Below are 26,322 nucleotides of genomic sequence, written 5' to 3' on the forward strand. Positions count from 1 at the left end.
AGCTATGCGGATACCGGGTCCTCGGCGCCGGGTTTGGCGCAGGGCGGCATCGGGCAGCGATCGGCACTGGCCGGCAGCGCCATCGCCGTCCGCCGGCTGCCGCTGCGTTCGCTGGCCAGGATCAGGCTGGCCCCCGGCCCCGCCGAGATGCCCGCCACCACCGATAGCAGCGCCGACGCCGCCCCGACATCGCCCACCGCCTGCGCCGTCGTCAGCACCGGCAATTCTGCGGCGTCGGGACCCAGTGCGGAAATCACCCGGCCCAGTTCCTCGGCCCGCCAGCGGCCGCCCGAGGCGTCCGAGATGATCCGCACGAAGCCCGGCGCTTGCGCAATGCTTTCCCGCGCCGCCTCGGCCAGCACGTTTTCGCCGGGCTGCGCGCCGCCCTCCGGGGCATCGGGCTGGATGTCCTCAATCCCCGAGGCGCAACCGACAAGACGCGGGCAGCCGTCATCCGCCCCGTTGCTGGGCGCGACCAGCATGCAGACCGCCGCCTCGGAGGGAACCGCGTTCCATGGGCTGTTGCGGTCGCGCAGCTCGCCCCGCGCGGCCAGCATGTCCAGCACCATCGGCGCGACCAGCGTATCGGCGGCGGCAACATAGATGTGGCGTTCCTTGTCGCGCGCGAATGTGTGGGCCGCGCGCTCCAGCGCCGCCAGACCCACGGCATGTTCGCCAAAGATCATCTGGACCGCGCTCATGCCGTCGAATTTCAGCCTTGCGGCGGCGGCGGTAAAGCGTTCGCGCATGCCGGGATAAATGCCCAGCAGCAGCGGCAGGGCCAGGATCAGTTCGGCGCGCGCGGGCTGCATGCCCCGGGCAATCTGCGCATCGCGGCAGGCCGCCCAGGCGCGTTGCACCAAAAGCGCCACGCGCGAGGCGAAATCGACATGGTCGCGCAGCCCCGAGGCCCAGCACATGATCTGTCTTTGCCCGTCCCGTCCGACCCAGCGGGGATGGCGATGGAAATGCGGCCGCCCCTCGACCAGCATGGCGGCCTGGGCAAGGCTGTCGCCATCGGCCGCCGTCGCAAGCCCCCAGGCAAGGATCGAGACGCCGTTCATGTCGCGCGGCGCGGCGCGGCATCGCGTCGCCGCCGGGTCACCGGCCGGATCGCCGGGAATGGCGCGCTGTCTTGAACCTCGCACATCTCAAACAACCGAATGCTCGCCCAGCCCTGGCAGCACGGGAGATGCTGCGACCACCATTCCCAATCCAGCAGTAACACGCGCAGATTGTATCTCAGTGCAGCCCGAAAAAACGGGGCGGCACATCATATTTCCGGCACGGCGCGCTGGTTTGACGCATAATTTCCATTTTTCATATCGCAAAGCCGAATTTTTCCAAAGGCCGATCTGGATCGAATTTTTCCGCCGCTGAGCCATGCAGGCATTGCATCTCTCCCGGAGGTGGTGCCGATCGGACCCGGTATCGGACATAGCGCGCCCCATCGCGGGTGATCGCTGCGCGATGCGGTAACCGCCGGGCACCCGGCGGCTCGGGGCCGCGAGGCTCAATCCTGAAGGTCGAAGCGGTGCAGCCAGTTCAAGGTCTCTTCATAGGCATCCAGCGGGCGGGGGACCTCGATCAGATCCATGGGGTTCTGCTGATAATCGTCGAAGCGCAGCGCCTGAAGGGCATCATTCACCACCCGATAGGCCTTGGGGATATCGCCCATGTTCACGTCGCCGGGCTGCGGCTCGGGGCCGGCGCGCAGCACGATGCCGCCGGGATAGTCCAGCACCGATATGCCGGGCGGCATACCCTCGGGGCCGGGACGCTCCATTACCCCGGCCCAGGCGGCGGCAAGCCTGCCGGCCAGCGCCTCGCGCCCCCCCAGCCGCGCCAGGATGCCATCGCCCAGAATCGTCAGCCAGTTGATGCCCGAGATGTTGCGCCCGCCACGGCCCTTGGCCGCGACCGGATAGGGCAGCAGGCAATTCAGCCCCGGAAACCGCGCCAGATAAGGCCATGCCATGCCCCTGCGGCTGCGGTCGCTGCCGAATTCGTGAACCGGCGCAATGCCGGCCAGCCCGTGCATCGGCCGGAGGATCGCGCACCAGTCCAGCAGCGCCGCAAGATAGGCCTCATCGCCGGTGGCCAGAAAGGACAGTGGCACCGCCGCGTCAAAGGTCGAGATCGCATCCGCCCCCTCTGATCCGGCGGGCAGTTCGGCAACCGCCTGCCATTTCGGCGGCGCGACCGGCAACGAGGTCAGATGCGGCGAATAGGCCTCGGTCGCGGGGTCGATCTGCTCGACCAGCGCATGGCAGGCCGCCGGGAAATCCACCGCCGCGATCGGCCGCAGCTCGACCGCCGCGCCGGGCTGCATATGGGTGATGCGGCGGGTGGAAAGCCGGTGAAACCGCGCCATCGCCTCGACCACCGCATGGCGCGTCTCGCGCCGGTCGCCGCGATCCAGAAACAGCCGGGCCTGCAGGCCGAACCCCATGGCTGGCTGGCCGGTGCGCTGGTCCGCGACAAGCAGCTGGTCGAATTCTATGTATCGGGCCGGTCTGTTCATGGCTTCGGGCAGATCACGGCAAGGGGCGCGATCGGTTGCCGGAAAACCGGGCGTTCATCGGGTTGAGCTTGCCTGTCCATTCCGGATTGATGCCAAACAATTGCAAGGATTACATCGCCCTATCGTCACCCTGACGGCCATGAAACGCAAGTCGCGTTTGCGGACAGGGCAGAATCCCGCCGCCCCGCGGAAAGCTTCGCGCCAGCCCCGGCAGGCGGGTGAAAAAGATCCACCTCCCGGCCTCAGTAACCGCATCGGTTCAGGCTGGGGCGGACGCCATTCCGGGCCTTGTATTCTACCATCCGCCAGGGCTGCCACTGAGGCATCTGCGCGAAGCTGGCCATTTCCGCCATCTGCATATGGTCATTGTCACGCATGCAACAGGCTTGCGAATAGCACCCGATCGGGGTGGGATTGCCGGTCTCGGCGAAGGTCGGGATGCGGCAGGGGCCACCATCCGGCGCGCTTTCGCGGATGATATGGCCACAGGTGACGCGGGTTCTGGCCGGGGATGTGCCGTGCAGGGCCGCGCCCGGCATGACACTGGGCTTGGGGTATTTCCCGCCGCAGGCCTGCAACAGGCCGTTGCGGTCGTAGCGGCCGCGATTTGCCTGACGGAAATCGTCCCGCAGGTCCAGCCCCCAGGGATCGACCCAATATTGCGGATTGGGCACGTAGCGGGCCAGAACCTCGCCACCGGCCAGACCGATCGGGTCCTGATTGATATAGCAGGCCGAGGCCGGGTCGTAATGGCGGAAACGGTTGTAATGCAGCCCGGTCTCGGCGTCGTAATACTGCCCCTGAAAGCGCAGGTTGTTTTCGACCCGCTCGACATAGACGCGGCCGATCCCGCCCCAGGCCTTCAGCGCGACCTGCCAGACCAGCTCGCCGCGTTCATTGGTCAGCTCCTGCGGTGTCCCCAGATGGTCGTTCCAGTACAGCAGCACCACGCCTTCGTGTTCCGGCGAGCGGCGGCGGATCTGGGCGGCCGGGCGAAAGCTGCCGGGTTCGTGGATATAGACCACGGCAAAGGCGTCCCCGGGCCCCGACATGTCGCCGCGCCCCTCGGCCAGCAGATTGTCGCCATCCCACAGAAACCAGGTGGTTTCCTCGGCGGTCAGCCGGGCCTCGGGCGGCGGGGCCGCCGTGTCCGAGGCGTCATTGGCGGCGACCAGCGGCGCGGTTTCCTCGCGGTGGTATTTCAGCACCCGCCGCCCCAACGCGTCATAGGCGAAATGCGTGGTGCGATAGACCCCGCCCGAGGTCTCGCGCACCTCGGCAAGCTGGTTCATGTCGTCGTAATCGAACTGATAGACATGCCGCCCGCCCCAGCCGCGCCGCATCTCGATCCGGTTGCCGGCATCGTCATAGCGGTAATGCGCATCGCCGCGCATCAGCAGCCTTCCGCCCACGACCGAGGCATTGCGCACGCTTTCCACCTCGGCCAGGATATTGCCCGCCGGATCAAAGGCAAAGACCTCGCGCGTGCCGCCACCCGAGACGCGGCGCAGCTGTTCGCGGGCATCGTATTGAAAGGCGCGGTCGCCGCGCACCAGATCGCGGATCGTGCGGATCAGGCCGACGGTATCATAGCCATAGCTGCGGCCAAAGACCGGCCGGTCCTGTTGCCGCCGGCTGGCCTGCTGCCGCTCGATCCGGCCCTGCGGATCGTAATCGGTTACCATGCTGACATGGCCGCCGTCGCGGCGGGTTTCGCGCCCCATGCGATCGCGGCTCAGGCGCAGCACCTCGCGCCCCTGAAAGCTCAGCCGTTCGAAGCGGCCACCCGGGTCGTAGCCATAGCCCACCACGCGCCCGTCGGGCAGCATGGTGCTGATGCGTTCGCCGCGCAGGGACAGGGCATGGGCGATTTCCGCCCCGCCCTGGGTTTCGCGCAGCACCAGACCGCGCGGATCATAGACAAAGCCGACGCGCCGGAACGGGTTTTCGGCCAGGATCAACCGGCCCAGAGGATCATAGCCATAGCGGGCCCAGGCCCCGTCCGAGCATTGCCGCTGCAGCAGCCGCCCGCTCGGGTCGCGGGTCAGATGGTGGCCGCGATGGCCGTCCTCGTGGCGGATCACATGGCCGGCCGCGTCATAGTGATAGCGCTGGCGGCGACCGTCAAAGCCGATCTCGCCGATCAGCCGCTCGGCGCGGTCGTATTCCAGCGCATGGATCTCGCCGGATTCGTTCTGCAGGCCGATCAGGTTCATTTCGCTGTCATAGCTGTAGCGGAATCGGGTCCCGTCGGGATTTGTGCGCAGCGCGGGACCCGGCAGGCCGGCGAAATCCCAGGCCGTGCGCTGACCGGCCGGATCGACATATTCGATCAGGCTGCCATCCGCGTCATAGGCCATGCGCGTCGCGCGGCCGTCAGGGGCCAGGATCTCGACCAGCCGGTCATGCACGTCATAGCGATAGCGCGAGGTTCCCGCGCCCTCGATCGTTTCCTCCTGCACGCGGCCGAAACCGTCGCGGCGATAGCTGACGCAGCCGCCCGTCGCGCCGCGTTCCTCGGCCAGCCAGCCCTGTTTGGTCCAGCTGTAACGCGCCAGCGCGCCCTCGAGATCGCGAATGACCAGCGGCAGGCCGCGCGCGTCGCGCAGCGCCAGCACGGTGTGCCCGGTCGGATCGGTGAACGATATCAGGTTGCCGCGCGCGTCATAGGCCGACAGGCTTTCATGGCCCATCGCATCGACATGACATGCCACGTTATGGAAATTCGGACTGGCCGGATCCTGGCTGGCATAGAGGAAACGCTCGCGGGCGCCACACTCGTCCTGAAACCAGACGAGCCGCCCGAATTCGTCATGGCCGCTGTGTTGGGTGCAGCCATTCGCATCGGTGCTCAGCGCGCATTCGCCGAAGCGGTTGAACTTTGCCGTGCTCAGCGCGCCCATCGGCGAAAGGCAGCGCGTGACAAAGCCGTGCCGGTCCCAGAAATAGCGCTCGACCTGGTTCTTGCCATTGCGCACCCAAGTATAAGACCGATCCGGCTCATAGTGGATTTCGCGCATGTAGATGCCGCCATCGCCCCAGGTGCGGGTGCAGCGCGCCTCGGTTCCGGCGGCGGGATCGTCCCATTCGAAATAGAAGGACAGGCCGCTGCGCCGCGTCTCGCGCACCAGCAGGCCCTGGTAATAGGCGTAAAGAAAGGCCGAGCCGCCGGCATTGCGCGCCATTTTCAGATCGCCCGCCGGATCGTAGCTGTAGCTGACCAGCGTCACGCGCGCCCGGCCATCGGTACGGGAAATCTCGGTCACCCGGCCGGCGGGGTCCAGCGCGAACTGATAGTCGATGCCGTCGCTGGCGCGGATATTGACCAGCCCGCCACGGGAATCGTAGCTGAGCGCCACATGGTTGCCATTGTCGTCGCCAAGCGAGGTCAGGCGGAAATATCCCGCACGGCCCGGCCATGCCGCCAGTCGCCGGACCAGCCCGTCGGCCATGCGGATCCGCCAGCCGGTTTCCCCGTCGCGAATCGCGGTCAGCTTTTCGGCACGGTGATAAAAGCTCTGCCCCGGCTGCAGGCGCGGCAGCAGGACCAGCCGGCCATGTTCGACCCGCAGCACCGCGTAGTCGCCGCCCTCGACCAGTTCCATGTCCAGCGGGTGATGCCACTTGCTGCCCAGGCCCCCGTTCTGATCCGAGGAGGACAGCCAGAACCGTTCCCAGGCGACGGGCACCGGGCCGCCCATGGTGAAATCCGTCTCGGCGCTGTAAAGTTCTCCGGTGGCGACATCGACCGGGTGGCCGGTAAAGGTGCGCCGGTCAGGCGCCGGCCCGAAACGCCCGGCAATGCTGCCGCCGATCATGCCAAAGGCGGCCTCGCCGAGCCGGCGGCCGGCTTCGCCGCCCGGCACCGCCTCGCCGATCATGCCGCCAAGCGGGGCCAGAACGGCGGTCGCTGCCAGCGGCCCGGTCCGCGGGCCGGCGACGCCAGACGCGCAGCAGCCGCCCGCGACAAAGGCCGCCGCACCGCCGGACATGAGCGCCATGGCGCTGCCGGCGATCACCATGCCACCGGCCAGGCCGATCATCGGCTGGGACAGTTCGCGCCCGATGGGCAGATAGGCCAGCGATTCCGCACCGACGAGGATATGCCCCAGACCCGAGGCAATGGCCCCGTCGCATTCCGTCCGGTCGCTGCCGCGCGCGGCCGGATAGCCGTTGATGAAAACGCTGTCGCTGCCCATGGCGATGCGGCCGCGGCCGTGATCCTGGCAACTGACCGTATCCAGCACCGCCCGCGCCGCCGGAAGCCGGTCCGGCCCCAGATAGACATTCGTCGCGCCGGTCAGCACCGGCCCCTTAGCATTGGCCGGCCCCTCCCCGCCATGCCTGCCGGCAAGCGCGCCCGCCACCGCCGTGGCGACCGCAAGCGCCTCCCCCTCGGTGGCAAGCGTCGCGGCAAGTGCCGCAGCCGCCCCAAGACCGGTGGAATCCCCGACCAGGAACCCCATCAGAGCCGAAGAATGTTCAATCTGGTGACCGATATGTGCGGCAGCCAGAGGGGCGGGCATCGGCGGACGACCTCAGTTAGTTCCAGCTGACGGACTGGAAGATGCTTTCGAATACAGACGCAAGCTCGTCGAAGTTTTCCCTCGCGGCGGTGGCGACGACCGTGTCGACCATGGCCCCGTCCGGATCGGCCTGAAAGAACAGCTGGCGCTGCTTCAGCACCACCGATTGCGGTGTCATGGCAAACACCAGTTCGACCGCCGGGCGGCCGCCGAATTCCACGTTCTGGCGGCTCATCAGGTCGAAATTCCTGACCTGGGCCATCAACCCCCTGAGCTGGCGGTTCACGAAACCGTCCAGCGTTTCACCCTGCTGCAATTCCCCGCGCGAGCACAGCAGATTCGGCAGCACCTGGTAGTTGGCCGAGGGCGGCGCCACCCAGGTGATCATGCTGCGATCGGCCCATTCATCGGGCAAGGTCAGGGTAAAGCTTTCGGTGCGGCAGGTCGACATGGCGCCTTGGCTCACAGGTTGGGGGCGCGTTCGCGCGGGTTGATGAAGGTCTCGGCCCCCTCGATGACGACCCGCCCCTCGGCGATCAGGATGTAATTCGTGTCATTCGCTTTCAGCATAATGCTTGGCGCATCCAGCACAACCGCGGTGGCGGCGCGGACCCGGACGCCGCCGGTTTCCGAGATCGTGACGATATCGTTGTTGACCGTCGTATATCGCCCCGCCGCCAGCACCCTCACCTCTTGCTTGCCATTCGCGACGGTAACCGAGTGATCGCCGTTGGTCACCGTGGTCGCATCGTCGCCAGTGACGGTTTGCGCGCGCGCGCCGGTCACGGTCAAGCCCATATTGCCACCGATGGTTTCGGCATGATCGCCGCCGACGCTGAGCACCTTGTCCGCGCCGATCGTCTCGGCATGGTTCCGGCCGATGGTGATGGTCTTGTTGCCGCCGACATTCTCGGTCTGGTCATTGCCGACGGTTTTCCGTCGGTCATGGCCGATCTGGTGGCTCTGGTCATGGCCGATGACGGTCTCGTGGTCCCTCTGCGCATGCAGATAGACCTGTTCGCGCCCGGCCTGATCCTCGAAACTGATCTCGTTGAAGCCCTGACCCTGATGCGTGTTCGAGCGCCAGACCGTTCTGGTCCTGGCCGCAGGCAGTTCATAGGGGGGGGCGTTCTGGCCGTTGAACAGGCAGCCGGTGACCAGCGGCTTGTCGGGATCGCCATCGAGAAACTCGACCACCACCTCCATGCCGATGCGCGGGATCGACATGCCGCCCCAGCCGTTGCCGGCCCAGTTCTGGCTGACCCGGCAGCGCATCGAATTCGCCCCTTCCAGATCCCAGTGGAACCGCACCAGAATGCGGCCATATTCGTCGCAATCTATCTCGCCCTCGCCGACCACGAAGGCGGTCTGCGGGCCGCTGACCAACGGCGCGGCGATGCGGCGCGGCGGCGCCATCGGGGCACTGTCGGGCATCATTGTATAGCTGCCGGAAAAGGCGTAACCCTCGCCGCCCGGCCCGCCCGAGCCATAGGCTTCGCTGACGAAACGATAGCGCGCCGAAAGGCACAGATAGCGCTCGCCGGTGCCGGGCACCGGATCGCCGGCCAGCGACACCAGCATCCCCGCGCCCAGCGACAGGCAGTCACCGGCGGCGCGGTTGCGCCGGTCCGCGCCACGTTCCTGCCGCAGGCGCAACCCGGCCATGGCCCGGCCCTGGTCCTGGTCCTGGTAATCGCCCGGCCAGTCGAAGCTTTCGATCTGGCCCTGCGCATGGGTGGCGTCGCCCAGACGATCCGCCTCCATCGTCGCGGCCGGGGTCTTGAAATTGTAATCCGTCAGCCGCACCGCGCCCGAGGTCAGGTTGCGTTCGGGCGCCCATTCCCAGAAATGCTCTTCCTCGGCCTGATGATGGCCGTCATGGCCCTTATAGGGCCGCTCACCGATCGAGGGATGGGCCAGCACGTCATCGGTCAGCACCAGCGTATGGCTGCCGGCCTCGTGGCGGAAATGAAAGCTGATGCCGGCGCGCTGCATCTGGCGGCGGGCGAAATCAAGGTCGGATTCGCGGAACTGCACCGTGTATTCCAGCGGCCGGTAATCCTCGGACAGTTTCAGCTCCAGCGCCGGATCGCCCAGTGTCGCATAGTCGGAAAACAGGGCGCGCAGGATCTGGACCACGGTCTGGTTGTGAAAGATGCGCAGATTGCGGCGCCGGCCGGCCAGCCAGAACCATGGCCGCAGGACCAGGTCGTAACGATGCCCGTTCTCGCCGGCACCAAGCCAGCGGCCCTGCGTCACGATGCCATCGAAATGGCGCCGACCGCGGGCGCCCTCGACCGTGACGGTGGCATGGCTGCCCATCAGCGCGTCGAAATCCACATCGCCGGACGCGGCCAGCGCCTCGACCCGATATTCGAACAGCTCGTTGACATGGTCCGCGCCGTCGAACCGCAGCAGGACCAACGCGTCCGCGCCCAGAACGGTCGTCAAACGGCCAAGACGCTGAACCTGGCTGTATGGCGCGTTCATGGGCACTCCGGGCGATGATTAAAATTAACTAACACAGCAAGAGACAACATGTACAATCTACGGGTTCTTTTTCACTGGGCATATATGTTTTTGACAATACAAAGTATTCAGACAGAAAATGACGTCGGAACCGCGATGGTCGGGCACCGCGCTGTCCGAACTGCCTAGTTTATCGCGAATCATGCCGCCTGTGCCATAGGCGGCAAAAGGCGGATTCGGCAAGATATTGAAATTCCAGCGACAAATCGTCGCGCCCAAATCCGGGCGAATTGCCGGGCCTAATTCGGCGCGGGCCCTTCGCTGCCGGTCTGGGCCCGGACGAGCCTGAAGGCGACGGCGGGATTCGCGCCGGATTCGCGCAGTTCCCCAAGCACGGCGGGCAGCAGCTGCGCGCCGGCCACCCCCGAGGGCGTCGCCGCGACCTGCGTCAGCGGCTGGTCGCTGACCAGCGCCGCCAGAAGATAGGGTCCGGCAGGCCCGCCGGCATCGTCCGACAGCGCAAAGCCGAAGCCGCGCACCGCCTGATCCGGCCCGGCAAGCTGCGCGTTCAGGTCATAGATCTCGCCGGTCGGCGCGACCAGAAACAGCCACAGGCTGCGACCCGGCTCGACACTGACCGAGCCCCGCATCTGCAGCCTGCCGCCCGCGAGGCCAGTGTCCAGCCGCAGCTCGGGGGCCGGGGCCGGACGACCCGCGACCTCGCGCAGGAAATCCACCGCCGGGCATTGCGCCCGGTTCACGGCTTGCGGCAACACGCCGGGTCGGGTGCCAAAGGCCTGCTCATAGGCCGCGATCAGCCCGGCGCTGTCGAAGGGCGCGGCCGAGACAAGTGCGATCATGCCGGCGCGCGGCCCCTCGGACAGGCGCGTGGCCAGGGTGCATGGCGGCAGCGGCTGGCTGGCCAGAAACCCCTCGCGCGTGGTCGGGTTGCGCGCCACCAGCCCGGCGACCGCCACCGGTGCGGGATCGGGGGATGGCGGCACCGGCGCGGGGCGCGTCTGCCACCAGAGCAGCCCGCCCGCCAGCGCGATCGCCGCCGCCGCGCCCGCCGCCCACAGGGCGCGGGGCACGCGCTCCGCCGCCTCCGGCGGTGCCTCGGGCCGCGTCGGCGCGGGCGGTGCGGACAGCCCGGCAAAGGGACTGGCCGAGGCCCCGCCGGTCACCGCATCGCCATCGGCGCGCTGCCACAGCGGCAAGCGGTAGCGCGCCGGAATCAGCGACGGGTCGTCCAGCATGCGCAGCACCACGCCCATATCGGGCGGGCGCGCGGCCGGAGCCGGCTCGAGCATGTGCTGCAGCAGCGGAAACAACCGGTGCGAAATTCCGGTCAGATCGGGTATCGACTGCCGCGCGGCCGAGGCCGACACGACGGAATCGCCCATGTCCAGCGCGGTGCCGCGCGCCACCGCCGCGATCAGCAGGCCAAGGCCATAGACATCGGTGCGGGGGCCGATCTCGCCCCCGGCATGGCCCAGCTGCTCGGGCGCGATATATTTGAACTTGCCGGCAAAGCGCCCTTCGAGCCCGTCGCCCAGTTCGGTCGAGCGCGCGATGCCAAAGTCGATCAGCACCGCCTCGTCGACGCGGTCGTGGCGCAGGATGACATTGTCGGGCGACAGGTCGCGATGCGTCACGCCGGCGGCATGGGCGTGATGCAGCCCGGCCCCGATGCGGCGCAGCAGCGCGATCACCTCGGGTTCGGACAGCGGCCCATCCTCTTGCAGGCGCTTGCCCAGATGCCGGCCCTCGACGAATTCCATGATCAGGCAATAGCGATCAAGCCCCTGATCCAGAACAAAATTATGATAGCGTACGATGGCTTCGTCGCGCAATTGCACGAGGACGCGGGCCTCGCGCCGGAACAGGTCCAGCACGGCCCGGTCCCGGGCCAGGTTCGGCAGGATGACCTTGACCGCCACCGGGTCGCCGGTAAAGACGTTCTCGGCGCGATAGACCTCGCCCATGCCGCCGGCGCTGACCAGCGACAGGATGCGGTAATTGTTGTTGATCAGCGCGCCCTGTTCGACCAGCCGGGGCGCCGTGGCCTCGGGCTCGGTATCAAGAATGGTCCTGTCGCCCGTCGCGGCCGGCACGGCATCGGCGATCACCGTGCGCTCGGCGGCCTCGGCCCCCGGGCCAGAGGGCGGATCGGCATCGCTATTCGACATCCTCATCCCCGGACGGCGGCACCGCCACGCAATCGATCACGATCACGCTGACATTGTCGCGCGCGCCGCGCACCAGCGTCTCGTTGATCAGGGCGCTCGCGGTGTCCTGCACGCTGGGCGAGCGGGCGACGAAACCGGCGATCTCGTGATCTTTCAGATGTTCGGTCAGCCCGTCCGAGCACAGCAGGAATCGGTCACCCGGCTTGATCACGCCGCTGGCCACCTCGGGGCGGGGATCATCGCCAATGCCGATGGCCCGGGTGATAACATTGCGACGCGGCGCGTTGCGCGCCTGATCCGCGGTCATGGTGCCGGCGGCAACCATCATCGCCACCTCGCTGTGATCGCGGGTCAGCGGCGTCAGCCGGCCCTCGCGCATCAGGTAGATGCGGCTGTCGCCGGCCCAGATGCAGGCCAGTTCCGAGCCATGCAGCAGCAGCGCCGCGACCGTCGAGCCGGCCCCGCGCAGGCCGCGCTCGCCGGCATGGGACAGGATGCGCTGATGCGCGCGGTCCAGCCGCTCCAGCACCCGCGCGCGCTGGTCCTGGGCGCTGATCGGCACACCCAGCGAGCCAAGTTCCTCGACGATGATCCGGCTGGCGACATCGCCCGCCTCGTGGCCGCCCATGCCGTCGGCCACCGCCCAGATCCCGTATTCCGGCAGCGCGGTAATGCTGTCCTCGTTCTGCTGACGCACGCGGCCGCGGTCGGTCAGCGCTGAAAAATCATAGACCAATGCACTCTCTGTCGGACTCATTCGTCATCCCTTTCGAGCTGTCCGCCGGAAATCAACCACCCCAATTCCTCCGGACCGGGCCAGCCCTGACAGGCCAGCAAGCCGGAGGGGCCGCCGCCGGGTCCGGAAAACCACCAGTAACTGCGCGAGGCCGTCGCATGGGCGTGATCGGTCGCTGCCAGCTGCGCAAACAGATCCCGTGCCGAAAGCTCGGGGTTCACCGCCCAGAAGGTCGGCCAGGGCGGCGCCGCGCCTTCGGGCGGCGCGGGCAGCGCCAGTTGCTGCAATTCGTCGCGCGGCTCAAAGCCGGGGGCGGCCAGCAGGCCGGCCAGGCCGTTCAGCGCCGCCTGATAGAAATCCTGCGCGCCATCCACGACCGGCGGCAAGCCCCCGGCCTGGGTGATGAGCAGCGGGAAACGTCGCCCCGTCCGGTCGCGCGACGGCATCCAGGCGCCGCGCAGCGGCTGCATGCCGGTGAGCGCCGGGCCGATCCAGAAGCGCAGCGGCGGCGCGGCATCGAAACGGGCCTGCCAGTCCGGCCCCGCCGCGTCGCGCCATGCGCCCAGACAGGTCTGCGCCCAGTCGGCAAAGCCCGGCCAGCCCGCGCCCAGCCCGGCCGAGATGAAATCGCCAAAGCCGGGATGCTTGCCGTAAAGCCCTGTCGCGCCGTCTAGTCGATGCTCTGCGGACATTCGAAATCCTTGATTTCCGGCATGGTAAAGGGGTTCGAAATGGCGTTGATGGTAAAGTCATAGGTGATGTTGCGCCCGCCCAGCATGAAGGTCGCGCGCAGCACGTCGCCGCGCTGTTCCTTGTAGCTGGCGGCATCCAGCAGTTCCATGAAGGTCCAGGAACTGCCGGTGAACCCGACCGAGGAATCGCGCGCCAGCGGCGGCAGCAGCCGCAGCCCGGTCGATTTCCCTTCGCCCGGCCAGACCAGCGTGCGCGGCATCGAGCCGCGGGTGGTCTCGATCCTGGTATCGTTGATCACCAGCACCGCCGATTCGACGGTCGGATGGGCATCGACCTGCTGCACGGTGACCTCGACCGCCGGGCTGGTGCCGCCGCCGGCGAAAAAGGCACGGCGGATGCGCTCGGCCCGCTCGAACTGGCGCAGGGTGTTCAGCGACAGCCGCCCGGCGATCGGCTTGTCGGCACGCCATGTCAGCCCCTCGGGCGAGCGTTCGGCATAGGGTTCCAGATATTCGGTGAAATAGCGGTCCATTTCGCCGCCCGGGCCAAAGAAGCGCGCGAAATTGTCGATCGACAGGCTGCGCGATGGCGAGCCAAAGGGATAGGCGCCGATGATCGTGTCGCGGCACATGAAGGTGATGCGGTCGGTCAGCGCCCGGTTCATCACCTCGATCGAGGCATCCGACGCGCCCGAGCGGAAATCGCTTTCCGCCCTGGTCACCATCTGCGCCAGCGGCTGCGGCAGCTGCGAATTGTATTGCGTCAGCGTATTGAGCAGCGTCGGCAGGGCGGCGGCGGCCTGGTCCGGGTTGTCCTCGGCCATGCGCAGGTTTTCCCAGATCGCGCCCAGATTGCCCAGAAGCGTATCGACCGGGCGGCGGCCCGGCTCGCCCTCGGCCAGCAATTGCCAGTTTTCAAAGGCTTTCGCGATGGCCTCGATCGGGGCGGTCACGCTGTTCGAGGCGCCGCCATCCTGCCCGCCGCCGCCGGCCCGCGCGGCAACCTTGCCGCCCTGCTGCGAGGCCGCGTCCATCAGGATGCGCTGCACCCCGGTCGAGCGCGACTGCAGGCGCGAGGCAAGCTGCTTGCCGATGGCGCCGGCCATGCCGCCGCCGGCGCCTTCGTCACCGCCCGCGCCGCCCTGCAGCAGCGTCGCCGGATCGACCCCTTGCAGCTCTTCGTATTCGCGCGGCAATTGCGTCTGGCTGGCCACCGCATTCACGAGGCCGAGCAGCGGCGAGGCCGAGGCCGAGGCAGCCGTCCCGAGCGCCGCATATCGCGGCTTGTCGGCAACCATGGAATTCAGCGTCAGATTGTCCAGCACCCTGTTCCAGGCGGCGATGAAATCGCCGCGATAGCGGTCCAGCAGATCGCGGTCCAGCCGCGCCAGACGGCCCTCGATCTCGGCCGGGTCGGCGAAATCGCCCAGCACCCACTGGTCGCGGCGCAACTCCTCGCCGACCACGGCAAGCTGGTCGTAGAAATAGCCCCAGAAACCTTCATAGGTATAAAGCCCCGGCACGGTCAGGTCGGCCAGATCGCTGCCGTCGCGGGTGGCAAAGACCTGCGTCGCGGCATTGCCGCCCGCCGCCTCGACCAGATTCCAGTCATCCAGCCCGACCGCCACGGCGCCGTCCCTGATGATCGCATAGGCCTGTTCGTCCAGCGGCAGTTGCGCAATGGCGGCGCGGGCGCGGTCCACCGTGGTCTGGTCCAGCGTGACCTGGATGTCGCGCCGGTCGTCCAGCACCAGCATCGCCTCGAGATGCCGCTTCAGCTGGTCCATCTGGTCCAGCCCGGTGCGGCCCGGATAATCCGCGCGCCAGCTTTGCGCGAACCATGCCCGGATGGCATCGTCATCGGTCGTCTCGCCCTGCTTGCCCAGAAGCAGATAGACCTTGAGCGCGCGATAGATCTCGGTCATCTCGGCCGAGCGGATGATCTCCGGTATCTTGCGCTCAAGATCCAGGATCAGGCGCGGGCGCATCATGCGCTCCAGCGCGCCGGCATAGGTATCGGTCGCGACCCGGTTCAGGCGGTCGCGCTGGCTCAGGCCAAAGCCCTCCCACAGGCTGGGTTCTTCGCTGTCGCCATAGCCGGCCGGCATGGTGGCCAGATCGTTCAGCAGCGGCAGCACCGGGGTCAGGTCCGGGTCGTCGATCACGTCCTTCGACAGTTCCTCGGCGGCGGCGCGGCGCCAGGCGTCGGTCTCGGCCTCGGCGGTGCGGACGAGTTGCGTGTTCTTCCAGAAGCTGATGCCGACGGCGCTGGCGGCGCCCAGGGTCATGATGGCGACGACGCTTAGCGCCACGCTGCGCAGCACCAGCGCCCGGCGCACCGCCTTGCGGTCATGCGACACCCAGCCCTGTTCGGGAAAGACCACGCCGCGCAACAGGTCGTGGATGAAGAAGCTTTTCCCCCGCCCCGACATGAAGCCCGAGGCGAAGCCGCCAGCGCCCGGCTCGTTGATCGCGCCCAGCACCTGGTCGATGGGCGTGCCCTCCTGCGTGCCCGAGGTGAAGTAGAACCCGCGCAGGATGGCGTTCGTCTTGTAGCGGGTGGGCTCGAACACGCGGCGCAGAAAGGCGCCGACATTGTCGCGCAACAGGGTCATCTGGCCGGGCAGGCCGAAAATCGCGATGCGGGCGACGCCGTCGGGTTCCTCGGACAGACGGTCGATGATCTCGTCGGACAGGCGCGACACGAGGCGGTCGAATTCGGCCGGCACCGCCTCATGCGTGATCGCCTTGCGATCGGCTGTCCGGAAGGTCACGCCCCAGACCAGCTTGCGCCGGTTCAGGCTGAAACTGGCGAAATATTCCCGGAAACCGGCGATCAGATCGGCCTTGGTGAACATCACATAGACCGGAAAGTCGATTTTCAGCTGCTCGTGCAGTTCCGCCAGACGGGCGCGGACGGTCTCGGCATGGGCCTGCAGGGTGGCCGCGTCCTCCTGCATCATGTCCTCGACGGAAAAGGACAGGATGACGCCATTGATCGGCTGGTTGGGCCGGGTGCGCTTCAGCAGGTCGAGGAACGCATCCCAGCTGGCCTTGTCGGCGGCCTTGTCGCTGTCCTGTGTGGTATAGCGCCCGGCGGTGTCGATCAGCACCGCATCCTCGGCGAACCAGAAATCCATGTTCCGCGTGCCGCCGAAGCCGGACACCGCCTGCGTCTGGGCCAGCGGGAAATCCAGCCCGGAATTGGCCAGCGCCGTGGTCTTGCCGGCGCCGGGCGGGCCAATGATCACATACCAGGGCAGATCGTAAAGCGAGGCCGCGCCGCCCGATCTTTTCAGCACCGCCAGCGCCTCGGTCATCTTTTCGGCCAGGATCTTGCCGTCGCCCTCGGGCTCGGCGGGGATCATCGCCTCTTCGATCGCCCGCGCGGCGCGGACCCGGCGGCGCCAGCGCAGGATCAGGACGGTCAGGAAAATGCCCAGGATCAGCCCGATCAGCACCAGCCGCCAGGTGATCCCGATCAGGGGACCCCAGCCGGTCATCGGCCCGCCGATCCAGATCGCGGCGCAAAGCGCGCCGATGCCCAGAACGGTCACGGTCCAGCGCCACCAGCCATGTTTGCGCCAGCGCGGAGTCGGAATGTAAATGCCCAGCAATCTCAATTCGCGACCTCCGGCACCGGGGCGGCGGGCGGCGCATAGGTGCCTTCGCGCGCCAACATGATCTCGACCCGGCGATTGTCGGCCCGGCCCTCGGCCGTGCTGTTGTCGCCGACCGGGTCGTCCTCGCCCCGGCCTTCGGTCGTGACGCGGGTGGCATCGGTCAGAAGCGGGTTCAGCACGGTCGACACCGCATCGGCGCGCGCCCTGGAAAGCTGGTAATTGTCCTTGAACCGGCCCCGGCCGGACAGCGGCACATTGTCGGTATGCCCCTCGATCAGGATCGGGCCCTGTTCGGCGTTCAGCACCTCGGCGATGCGGGCGGCAAGCTGGGCAAAGCCGGGCTTGACCTCGACCGAGCCGGTATCGAACAGTTGCAGATCGCCCACCCGGATCGCGATGTAATCGCCCTTGGCATCGACCGAGACGCTGCCATCCGCGATCTCGTCGCCAAAGGCGGCGCGGATGCGGTCAAGCTGCGGGATCGCGGCGACAAAGGGCGCGCTCTGCACGGTGCGGTCGATCTGGATCCCCGACGCGCCGATCGCGACATCGCGCAGGCTTTCGGCGGCAACGGCGGCATCGCGGTTGATCAGCGTCAGCAGGGTCGCGAACAGCCCGACCAGCGCCAGCGCGGCGATCCCCGCCACCGCCGCCACCGGGATCGAGGCGAAGCGCCTGCCCCTGCCCTGCACCACCGGCTGCCACATGACCGAGATATCCTCGTCCGGGCGCGGATGGACGCGGCGCAGGCTTTCATAGATGGCGCTGCGGATGCGCGACAGTTCCGCCGCGCCATTGGGCATGGTGCGGAACTGGCCCTCGAATCCCAGCGACAGGCAGACCAGCATCAGTTCCAGCAGGTTATAGTTCTGGGCCGGGGCCTGAAGGGCCTTTTCCGCCTCCTGGAAAAAGCCGACGCCGGAATCGCGCTTGTGAAAGAACCGCGCGACCATGGAATATTGCTGCCAGTTGCCGCGATCGCCGCCGGGCAGGTTCTGCACGATATCGTCCGCCGTGCCCGACAGCGCGTATTTCGCCACCAGCGCCTCATGCGGGTTGATACCGGCGGAAAGCGCATTGCGCTCGAACCGGTCGATTTCGCGGGTGACATGCTCCATCAGCGGCGCGACCTGCAATTCGACCAGCCCGGTGCGCAACCGGCCCAGCAGGATCAGGAGGCTCGCTGCAGCCGCCAGCAAGGGGTTCGAGGAGGAGGCCGCGCCCAGATCGCGGACCCGCAACGCCTCGGCCAAGGGGATGCGCGGCGCGTGGCTGACCATCCCGGGCTGCTGCGCGTCCAGATCGGGAAAGAAGCCGCGCTGATCCGGCCCCGCCGCGCGCCCGATCTGCGACGGGTCGCCGTAATTCGGCCAGGGCGAGCCCGAAGGGCCCGCGCCATGGCCCTGCCCCGGCTGCGGATATGGCTGGTATCCCTGCGGCGGCTGGCCCTGCGCCGGCCGGGCCGGGCCGCCGATCCAGGTCGAGCCCTGCCCGCCCCCCTGCGGCGGCGGGCCAAAGGGCGAGCCACCGTCCTGCCCCGGCGGGCCGATCCGGGTCCGGCCATCGTCGCGCCCCGCCCCGGCCTGCGGATAGGTCCAGGCGTCCCGGCGCGGCGCGCCCGGCAGCGGGCCGCCGAACACCGTCTTGTCGTTGTCGTCACCCTTGCCTGCCATCAGGACCTCTCGGGCACGGCCCACAGTTCCAGTTTCAGATGCGGCCAGTCACCGGCGAAATGCATGCCGATGGCCGGCGCGGTCGAGAATTCGCGCCATAGCGGCGAATTTCGCTCAAGCCGGAAATACACGTTCGAGGACAGCACGCGGATCTGTCGCGGCGGGTTCGGCAGATGCTGCAAGCCGATGCCCGGCAGGTTGTTGTTCACGATTTCCGACATGCGGGTGTTCGGGCCGACCTTGCAGAGCTCGGGGAATTGCGACTGCACCTGGGTCAGGGGCTTGGCGCTTTCCACCTCGATGATGAAAGCCGCCTCGCGGAACAGGTTGCGGTCGGCGACCTCGGCCAGATAGGAGTTCTGCCGCACCTGCCGCAGCGGCAGACGGATCGCGCGGCCGACATCGCGCGACAGCAGGCGCTGGATATCGGCCACCAGCTCGGCAAAGCTTTCCCTGGGGTTTTCGTGGTCATAGGGCGGGTAATCCGGCGCATGGCGGTTGCCGCTGTCGAAGGTCGTCAATTCGCCGGCCAGCGCGACCAGTTCGCGATACAGCGCCTCGGGGTGGACGGCGAGCGTGCGCGACAGGTGGCGCATGACGCCGATCTGGCGGTTCAGCGCCATCAGCATCAGGTAGTCGCTGGCCTGCAAGCCGCCCCCGGCCGAGGGGTCCGTCGCATAACGCGCGAGGCTTTCCAGCCGCGCCTCGATCCAGCCGATCACGCGGGTCAGATAGCCCAGGATCTGCGGATGCGCGGCAATGACCAGCGCCGGCGGCGGAAAGGTCTCGTCCAGCGTGACGACGCCGTCGCGCACCTCGGAGATGCGGGCAAGGCGCAGGTTCTGATAGCCCGGACGCGGCGTCTTGCGCACCGCCAGTTCCAGCCGCGGCACAGCCAGTTCCAGCAATTGCTCGATCCGCGCCGACGAGGCGCTGTCGCTGACGGTTTCCGTGATCACGCCCCAGCGGGTGGTCGCGCCCTCCTCTTCATGGGGCGAGGCGTCGCGCATATTGGGCGAACTGTCGGGCAGGGTCAGCCAGACGAACTGGCCGGCGGCATCCTCGGGCACGCGGACCGGCAGCGGCAGCGGCCCGGTGCCCGGCGCGTCAAAGGGCGTCCCGTCCGGCATGATGCCCGACACGGCACGCAGCGCGATCATGCCCTGCTGCGCCTGATCGCGGTCCAGGACCAGTTCGCCCACGCCCCAGGGATAGGGGGTGATCAGCCGGGTGCGGGCGCTGACCAGATGCTCGTGATAGCGGTCGGCCTGCTGCAGATGCTGCGGCTGAAGGAAAAGCCCTTCCTTCCAGGCGACCTTGCTGAACCAGGACATGCGTCACTGACCCCCAAAAAAGACTTCGTTACAATGCCGCCGCCGCACATGCACAGGACAGGCCCGTGACGGTTGGCGCAGACTAACGGCGCCCCGGACCGGAAGCCAGTCAGAATTGCCAGCGCAACTGGCCGGATACGCCGACACTGTCCAGGCGGTCGCCGTAACGCGCATCGATCCGCGCCCCGGCGCTGAGCTGGCGGCCCCGCGATTTCGGCCCCAGCACCTTGATCCAGTTGGCGCCGATGCTGATCTCGCCATAGGATCCCAGGTTTTCCGATTCCAGCCTTTGCGGCGTGAATTCCGCATCATTGTCCCGCCGGAAAACCGAGATCGTCGGATCGGCGAAATCCTTGTACCAGGTGCCGGTGACAAAGGTGGACAGCGCCGAATTTTCGCTTTGCTGTACAAAGGTTTTGGCAAGCGTCGCGCCGACAAAGCCGATCTTGCGGCTGCTGTCGTCGAAGATGACGCGATAGCCGTCGTCGAAGGCGATGGAATCGGTGGACATCTCGGACCAGGCAAAGCCGAGCGTCGGCACCACGGCCCAGCCGCTTTCGCCGATCAGGACACCATAGCTGACCGAGCCGCTCAGCGTCCAGGCATCGCTGGAGAAGTCGGTCTCGCTCAGCCCCAGCCCCGCGCGGCCGGCCACAGGGTTGTTTTCGATGGTGAAATCGGTCTTTTCGATCCGGTATTGCAGATCCGCCTGGAAGGCTCCGCGGGTGGCGGTGGCGTAGACGCCGACATAGCGCTGTTCGAAATCGGTCGAGTTATAGCTGGTCAGCGTCCCGCTCAGGCTGCGCGAATTGTTCGGATCGATGGCGTAAACCGGCTGGTTCGTATCGCCGCGGTTGATCCCGCCCAGCACGCCGAAGGCCATGTCCCAGCCGCCGAAACGGTCATCGAAACAGGCCAGATCGGTGCCGACCTGCATACCGTAGTAATCGGCCGTGATTTCGCTCGACACCCTGCTGATGCCATTGCTGGTCGAGCCGTCCGCCGTCGCATGACCGCCGGTGACCCGGCCCCAGCTGCCCACCCCGCAGGGCTTCTGCTCATCCTCATAAGCCAGCGCGGTCACAAAGGGGCTGGTCGGGCGGTTGATGACCGAGCCGATCAGCGATTGCGTCAGCGCCACATTGCCAAACAGCGCGCCGATTGCCGGGTTGGTCTGGCTGACCAGAACCACATCCCCGCCCCGGCCAAGCTGCTCGACCGAATAGACGATCCGCTCGGAGATCGAGGGCAGATCGCTATGGCTGAAGTCAAAGCTGTTCTCGGCGCGGAACGCCTCGTCGACATCCATCAGCGTCAGCCGGTTGTCGCTGGCCAGCACCGCGTTTTCATCGACGAAGTTCAGCTCCAGCGCATAGAGCCCGGTCGCGGCACCGCCGTTGATGACGATCCGGTCGGTGCTTCTTGCGGCGACATCGATATCCAGACGATATTCGCCACTGCCGTCAAGGCCGCCGACGCGCAGGGTATCGCCGGCCAAATTATCCTCCAGGTTGATCACGCCGTCATTCGTGAGACGGCCGCTGACGGCCACGCCCCGGCCGTCCACATTGACGCTGCCATTGTTCAGCAGATCGCCGTCCAGCCGGCCGCGCAGACCCAGCTCGACGTCGTCACCGCCGACCACGGTCCGCCCGGCCGTGACGCGCTGCCCCGCCGCGATATTATAGTTGCTGTCCAGCTGCAGATCGCCGCTGACGCTGAAAGTATCGGAGAGCAGCAGCTCGCCGCCAAGATAGATCAGGTCGCCGTCGATCCTGCCGGCCAGGTCGGCCTCGCCATCCGTCGTCAGCGACCCTTCCAGAAGCCCCGTTGCGGCCTGGGTGAAACTTCCGCTGTTACCCACCGCGCCAGTGATCGCACCATCCAGTTGGACCTCGCCTTCCAGCGCGTTTGTCAGGCCATCGGCGACGCTCAGAGACCTGCCTTGCGCCACATTCAACCCGGCGCCGCCATCATTACGCAGTGCGCCGCGCACGCTCAGCGTCCCGATCACGCCCAGCGTGCCGCCGCTCTGGTTGGTCAGATTGCCGGTGACCCGGCCGCCAAGCGTCGCTGTGCCCGCGTTGACAAGCGAGGCGATGGTGCCGGTTCCGCTGACCGAACTGCTCGCCGCATTGGTCAGCCGCCCGTGCACGATGCCGCCCGACAACACTGTCGAGGCGGCATTTCTGCCGTTGCCATTGACGATATTGCCGCGCACCCGGCCGGCGATCGTTAGCCCGGCATTGTTGGTGATTAGCGAATCTTCATCACGCGGATCGGTGGACAGCACCGTCCCGGCGGCGACCGTCACCTGCCCGTTATTGACCAGCGCCGAAACCCGCAGGTTGCCGGTATCGACGCTGGTGTTCAACACGCCTGTGGCGTCATTTTCAAGTGCACCCACCCGGCCGCCAAGCGTCGCGCTGCCAGCGTTATCGAGGTTGGTGATGGTGCCGGTCCCGGTGACGGCGCTGCCCCGGGCATTGGCTAGCAGCCCATTCACGATGCCGCCGGACAACACTGTCGAGGCGGCATTTCTGCCGTTGCCATTGACGATATTGCCGCGCACCCGACCGGCGATCGTCAACCGTGAATTGTTGGTGATCCGCGAATCTTCATCACGCGGATCGGTGGACAGCACCGTCCCGGCGGCGACCGTCACCCGCCCGTTATTGACCAGTTCCGAAACCCGCAGGTTGCCGGTATCGGCGCTGGTGTTCAGCACACCCGTGGCGTCATTTTCAAGTGCACCCACCCGGCCGCCGAGCGTCGCGCTGCCGGCATTGTCGAGCCTCACGATGGTGCCGTTCCCGCTGACCGAACTGCCCCGGGCATTGGTCAGCAGCCCGCTCACGGTGCCGCCGGACAACACTGTCGAGGCGGTATTGCTGGCGTCGCCATTGGTGATATCGCCATGCACGCTGCCGGCGATCGTCAGCCGGGAATTGTTGGTGATCCGCGAATTGGCATCTTCCGGATCAGTGGACAGCACCGTCCCGGCGGCGACCGTCACCTGCCCGTTATTGACCAGCCCCGAGACCCGCAGGTTGCCGGTCCCGGCGCTGGTATTCAGCACACCCGTGGTGTCATTGGCGAGCACGCCCACCCGGCCGCCAAGCGTCGCGCTGCCGGCATTGTCGAGCCTCACGATGGTGCCGGTCCCGGTGACCGTGCTGTCTGCGGCATTGGTCAGCGTGCCGCTTATCACGCCGCCGTCGATCTCGGTCGTGGCCGCGAACCGATCGTCGCCATTGTTCAACCCGCCAGTCAGCCTGCCCTCGATCAGCGCCGTGCCGCGATTCTTCACCACCGTGCTCGCGATCAGCTTGCTCTCGGCGGCAACGGTCAGCACCCCGCGGTTGACGATCTCGCCCGCCACCGAGCCGGCCAGCACCGCCCTGCCGTTATTCGTCAGCCCGCGGGTCAGCGTGCCGCTGCCTTCGATCAGGCCTTTGCCCCGGTTGGTGACATCGCGGCTGATCGTGCCGCCGTCCAACTCGGTGGTGCCGGAATTGTCCAGCCCGCCCTCAAGCGTTCCGGTGATCGTCGCGCTGCCCCTGTTTTCTACCGCCGCGTCCGAAGTCAGCGTGCTGCCGACGGTGACCGTCAATGTCCCGCTATTTCCAAGCGAGGCAACCGTCAGATCACCGCGCGTTGTCAGCGCCCCGTTATTGGTCAGCCCGCCGGTCAGCGTGCCGCTGCCTTCGATCCGGCCTGTGCCCCGGTTGGTGACATCGCCGCTGATCGTGCCGCCGTTCAGTTCAATGGTGCCGGAATTGTTCAGCCCGCCGGCAAGCTCGCCCGCCAGAACCAGTGCGCCGCTGTTCGTCACCACGTTATCCGAGATCAGGGCCCCCGCGCCCCCGATATCGAGACTGCCGATATTGCTGAGCCGCTGAACATCCAGAGTGCCGCTTTGCGTCATGGTGCCATAGTTGACGACAGTGCCCTGCACCTCTCCGTCAAGCGCCAGTTCCACGGCGGAATTGTCCGCGCCATCGGTGCCGTTGGTGATATCGCCGATCACGGTGCCCGTGCCGGTCAGGCTGCCATCGTTCTGCACGTCTCCGGTCAGGCTGCCGCCCTGCATCGACACCGTGCCGCTATTGTCCAGCCCTCCGGTCACCACCCCGGTGGCGGCAATCGTCAGCGACGCGCTGTTGTCGATGCCGCCGGCCGAGGTCAGCTGCCCGCCGACGACCAGCTCGGCATCGTCCTGATTCACCACCGAATTCGCCGAAACCGAGGTGCCGTCGGCGATGTCGAACTGGCCCGAGCCGGCATTCGTCAGCCTGTCCACCCCGGTCAGATTGCCCGCGGAATCGGGATCGGTGCGCAGCAGGAATTCGCCCTGGTTGCTGACGTCGCCGCCATTCATGTTCAGGGTGGCCGAGACATTGACCACGCCGGTATCCATGTTGAACAGGCCGCCCGTCTCGAACTCCGAATCTTCGCTGTAGACCAGCCTGTCGTGATTTTCGAGATCGCCGATCACCTCGACATTGGTGATCGTGCCCGAAAGGTTGACGAACCGCTCGGTCTCGATCCGCATCGTGTTCGCGCCGGTGCCATTGACATCGGCGTTGTTCACGAAACGACCATTGACGGTCAGCGTGACATCCAGCCCTGCGGTCGAATCCAGCGTCACGAGATTGTTGTTGGTCAGATCGCCGGTGATCTGCGCATCCGAGATCACGGTCATCGCGCCGTCATTGACGATATCGCCGGTGATCGCGGCGCCATCCAGCGTCAGGCGGGCGCCGTTTCCGTTCAGCAGCCGGTCATCGGGATCGGTGCCGGTGATCTCGACCGAGCCCAGGACCTCCATCTCGTCCGAGTTGACGATCCCGCCCGCCGAAACCAGCGACCCGGCCACGCTCAGCATGCCGGAATTGTCGATCACGCCGTCCGAGGTCAGGCGATCCCCCGCGTTTACCGTGGTCTGGCTCCCGGCGAATGTCGTCAGGCTGCCCAGCGTGACATCGCCGGCGGTTTCGACGGTGCCTTGGTTCCTCAGCCCGCCCTGAATGTCCCCGGCAATGTTCATTTCGCCGGTATTTTGGACATTGGCGGTGATGACCGCATCGGCGCCCATGTTCACCGTGCTGCCGCCGGCATTGACCAGCCCGCCGACCAGCGTGCCGTCCAGATTGAGCGTCGCAACCGCATTGTCGCCGTTGGTGACGGCGGCGGTCAGCGTATCACCGGCGGTGACCGTCAGCTCGCCGTCATTGATCACCGCGACCGCCGTCAGATCGCCGCCGGTGACCAGCGTGCCCTCATTCTGCAGGGTGCCGCCTGCCCCCGGCGCGCGCGCGCGGATCTCGCCCGAGAACGAGCCGCTGCCCGTGTTCAGGAAATTGCCGATGATCGTGCCGCTGCCTTCGATGCTGCCATTGCTGGTCAGGTCGCCGTCCAGCGTGCCGCCGGAAAACTGCACGACACCGCCGCTGATCAGATCGCCGTTCAGCCTGCCCGCGGATCCGTCCTCCGAGACAAGCTCGGTCCGGCTGTCGCCCGAGGCGATGACCCTGCCGTTCAGCGTGCCGGTGACGGCCAGCCGTCCGGCATTGTCGATATCCTGATCGACGCTCAGCTCGGCACCGGCGCGCACGCTCACCAGACCGGTGGCGGCGTTGCTCAGTTCAACCATGTCGGTATCGTCGCCGTCCTGAGAGACGGCGACGAACAGGTTGCCCGAATTGGTGACGCTGCCCGAGATGTCGCCGGCAACCGTCGCCTGGCCCAGATTGTTCAGACTGCCGGTCACATCGCCCAGCAGCGCGATCTCGGCGCCGGCCCGGTTGACGACGCTGCCATCAACCGCGTTGCGCACGCGGGTATTGCCGCTATTGTCGATGGCGCCCTCGACCAGGCGGTCAAAGATGACCTGGCCCGGACCCGACACATTGATCGTGCCGCTCGACTGGACAGAAGACCGGACTTCGAGCTGGGACCCCGCCGCAACCGAAAGCGAGAGTGTGGCCGCCGTGCTTTGCAACTGGCCGCCATTGATCCGGAAAAACCCCGAATCAACCTGAAGGCCGGCCACGTCGGGCAAATCGCCCCCAACAAGGCTGAGGGTGATCGGCTGCGTCTCGGTGCTGGGCACCGGGTTGTTGCTTTCGGTCAGGATGCCGATCTGGTCGCTTGGCAGCACCCCCGCGTTCTGGCCGCTTGCATCCACCCAGATTTCGCTGTCGCCAGCCCAATCGCCGGATTGCGTTTCGATGGTTCCGTCGCCGGGCGCGACATTGTCCAGATACATCTGCGCATGCGCGACACCCGCCCCATAGGTCAGGGAGGACACGGATATCAGCGCGGTGGTGAGAAGCAGACGGGAACGGCAGAACAGACGTGTGGCGTTACAGGCAATCGGCAACATCGGCGGATGTCTTCTTTCAGCAAGGAGGCAGTGGCAGCGCGATAGTTGAATATTTACAGCCTAGGGTTACTTTGCTTGTCCCGGCGAATACAAGGGCAGATACGCGCATATATGCGGTTTTCAGGGCGATTCTGGCCCGGCAAACACAGGTTTACCAAGGGTCAAGAT

12 protein-coding genes are annotated in these 26,322 nt (G+C 66.9%); all 12 read right to left on the reverse strand.

The window, feature by feature from the left end:
* Positions 1-2 precede the first annotated feature (2 nt).
* The 12 genes from IT41_RS10675 to IT41_RS10735 all read right to left on the reverse strand — a co-directional run bounded on the left by IT41_RS10675 (position 3) and on the right by IT41_RS10735 (position 26,079).
* Positions 3-1,148 carry a hypothetical protein gene (locus tag IT41_RS10675; protein ID WP_139221649.1) on the reverse strand — a complete coding sequence of 382 codons (1,146 nt, stop codon included), beginning with the start codon at positions 1,146-1,148 and terminating at the stop codon, positions 3-5.
* 365 nt (positions 1,149-1,513) lie between these two features.
* Entirely contained in the window at positions 1,514-2,524 is a 1,011-nt protein-coding gene (locus IT41_RS10680) for a type VI immunity family protein (protein ID WP_081967529.1), read from the reverse strand.
* Between the two features lie 242 nt (positions 2,525-2,766).
* Positions 2,767-6,990, reverse strand: a complete 4,224-nt coding sequence (locus tag IT41_RS10690) for a DUF6531 domain-containing protein (protein WP_036741023.1) — start codon at positions 6,988-6,990, stop codon at positions 2,767-2,769.
* A gap of 76 nt (positions 6,991-7,066) precedes the next feature.
* Positions 7,067-7,501 (reverse strand): DcrB-related protein, encoded by a 435-nt coding sequence (locus IT41_RS10695; RefSeq protein WP_036741025.1) that lies wholly within the window; start codon positions 7,499-7,501, stop codon positions 7,067-7,069.
* Between the two features lie 11 nt (positions 7,502-7,512).
* Positions 7,513-9,540, reverse strand: a complete 2,028-nt coding sequence (locus IT41_RS10700; RefSeq protein WP_081967530.1) for a type VI secretion system Vgr family protein — start codon at positions 9,538-9,540, stop codon at positions 7,513-7,515.
* Between the two features lie 278 nt (positions 9,541-9,818).
* Positions 9,819-11,708, reverse strand: a complete 1,890-nt coding sequence (locus IT41_RS10705) for a serine/threonine-protein kinase (protein ID WP_052081411.1) — start codon at positions 11,706-11,708, stop codon at positions 9,819-9,821.
* The gene (locus tag IT41_RS10710; RefSeq protein WP_036741026.1) at positions 11,698-12,465 is read right to left on the reverse strand and encodes a PP2C family protein-serine/threonine phosphatase; all 768 of its coding nucleotides are present in this window, start codon (positions 12,463-12,465) and stop codon (positions 11,698-11,700) included. Before IT41_RS10710 ends, IT41_RS10705 begins: the two co-directional genes overlap by 11 nt.
* Positions 12,462-13,136 (reverse strand): type VI secretion system-associated protein TagF, encoded by a 675-nt coding sequence (gene tagF / locus IT41_RS19450; protein ID WP_052081412.1) that lies wholly within the window; start codon positions 13,134-13,136, stop codon positions 12,462-12,464. Before tagF ends, IT41_RS10710 begins: the two co-directional genes overlap by 4 nt.
* On the reverse strand, positions 13,115-16,759 hold the full coding sequence (tssM, locus tag IT41_RS10720; RefSeq protein WP_081967532.1) for a type VI secretion system membrane subunit TssM: 3,645 nt from the start codon (positions 16,757-16,759) through the stop codon (positions 13,115-13,117). Before tssM ends, tagF begins: the two co-directional genes overlap by 22 nt.
* The gene (tssL, locus tag IT41_RS10725) at positions 16,756-18,432 is read right to left on the reverse strand and encodes a type VI secretion system protein TssL, long form (protein WP_074948085.1); all 1,677 of its coding nucleotides are present in this window, start codon (positions 18,430-18,432) and stop codon (positions 16,756-16,758) included. The genes tssM and tssL overlap by 4 nt, the downstream gene beginning before the upstream one ends.
* Positions 18,432-19,766, reverse strand: a complete 1,335-nt coding sequence (gene tssK / locus IT41_RS10730; RefSeq protein ID WP_036741027.1) for a type VI secretion system baseplate subunit TssK — start codon at positions 19,764-19,766, stop codon at positions 18,432-18,434. Before tssK ends, tssL begins: the two co-directional genes overlap by 1 nt.
* A gap of 109 nt (positions 19,767-19,875) precedes the next feature.
* Positions 19,876-26,079, reverse strand: coding sequence for a hypothetical protein (locus IT41_RS10735; RefSeq protein WP_139221650.1), 6,204 nt, complete (start codon positions 26,077-26,079; stop codon positions 19,876-19,878).
* Between the last annotated feature and the right edge of the window lie 243 nt (positions 26,080-26,322).

Source organism: Paracoccus halophilus (assembly GCF_000763905.1).
GTDB lineage: Bacteria > Pseudomonadota > Alphaproteobacteria > Rhodobacterales > Rhodobacteraceae > Paracoccus > Paracoccus halophilus.

Coding starts and splice junctions, on each gene's coding strand:
- IT41_RS10680 (WP_081967529.1), bottom strand. CDS start 2,524: ATGAACAGACCGGCCCGATACATAGAATTCGACCAGCTGCTTGTCGCG.
- IT41_RS10690 (WP_036741023.1), bottom strand. CDS start 6,990: ATGGGGTTCCTGGTCGGGGATTCCACCGGTCTTGGGGCGGCTGCGGCA.
- IT41_RS10695 (WP_036741025.1), bottom strand. CDS start 7,501: ATGTCGACCTGCCGCACCGAAAGCTTTACCCTGACCTTGCCCGATGAA.
- IT41_RS10700 (WP_081967530.1), bottom strand. CDS start 9,540: ATGAACGCGCCATACAGCCAGGTTCAGCGTCTTGGCCGTTTGACGACC.
- IT41_RS10705 (WP_052081411.1), bottom strand. CDS start 11,708: ATGTCGAATAGCGATGCCGATCCGCCCTCTGGCCCGGGGGCCGAGGCC.
- IT41_RS10710 (WP_036741026.1), bottom strand. CDS start 12,465: ATGAGTCCGACAGAGAGTGCATTGGTCTATGATTTTTCAGCGCTGACC.
- tagF (WP_052081412.1), bottom strand. CDS start 13,136: ATGTCCGCAGAGCATCGACTAGACGGCGCGACAGGGCTTTACGGCAAG.
- tssL (WP_074948085.1), bottom strand. CDS start 18,432: ATGGCAGGCAAGGGTGACGACAACGACAAGACGGTGTTCGGCGGCCCG.
- tssK (WP_036741027.1), bottom strand. CDS start 19,766: ATGTCCTGGTTCAGCAAGGTCGCCTGGAAGGAAGGGCTTTTCCTTCAG.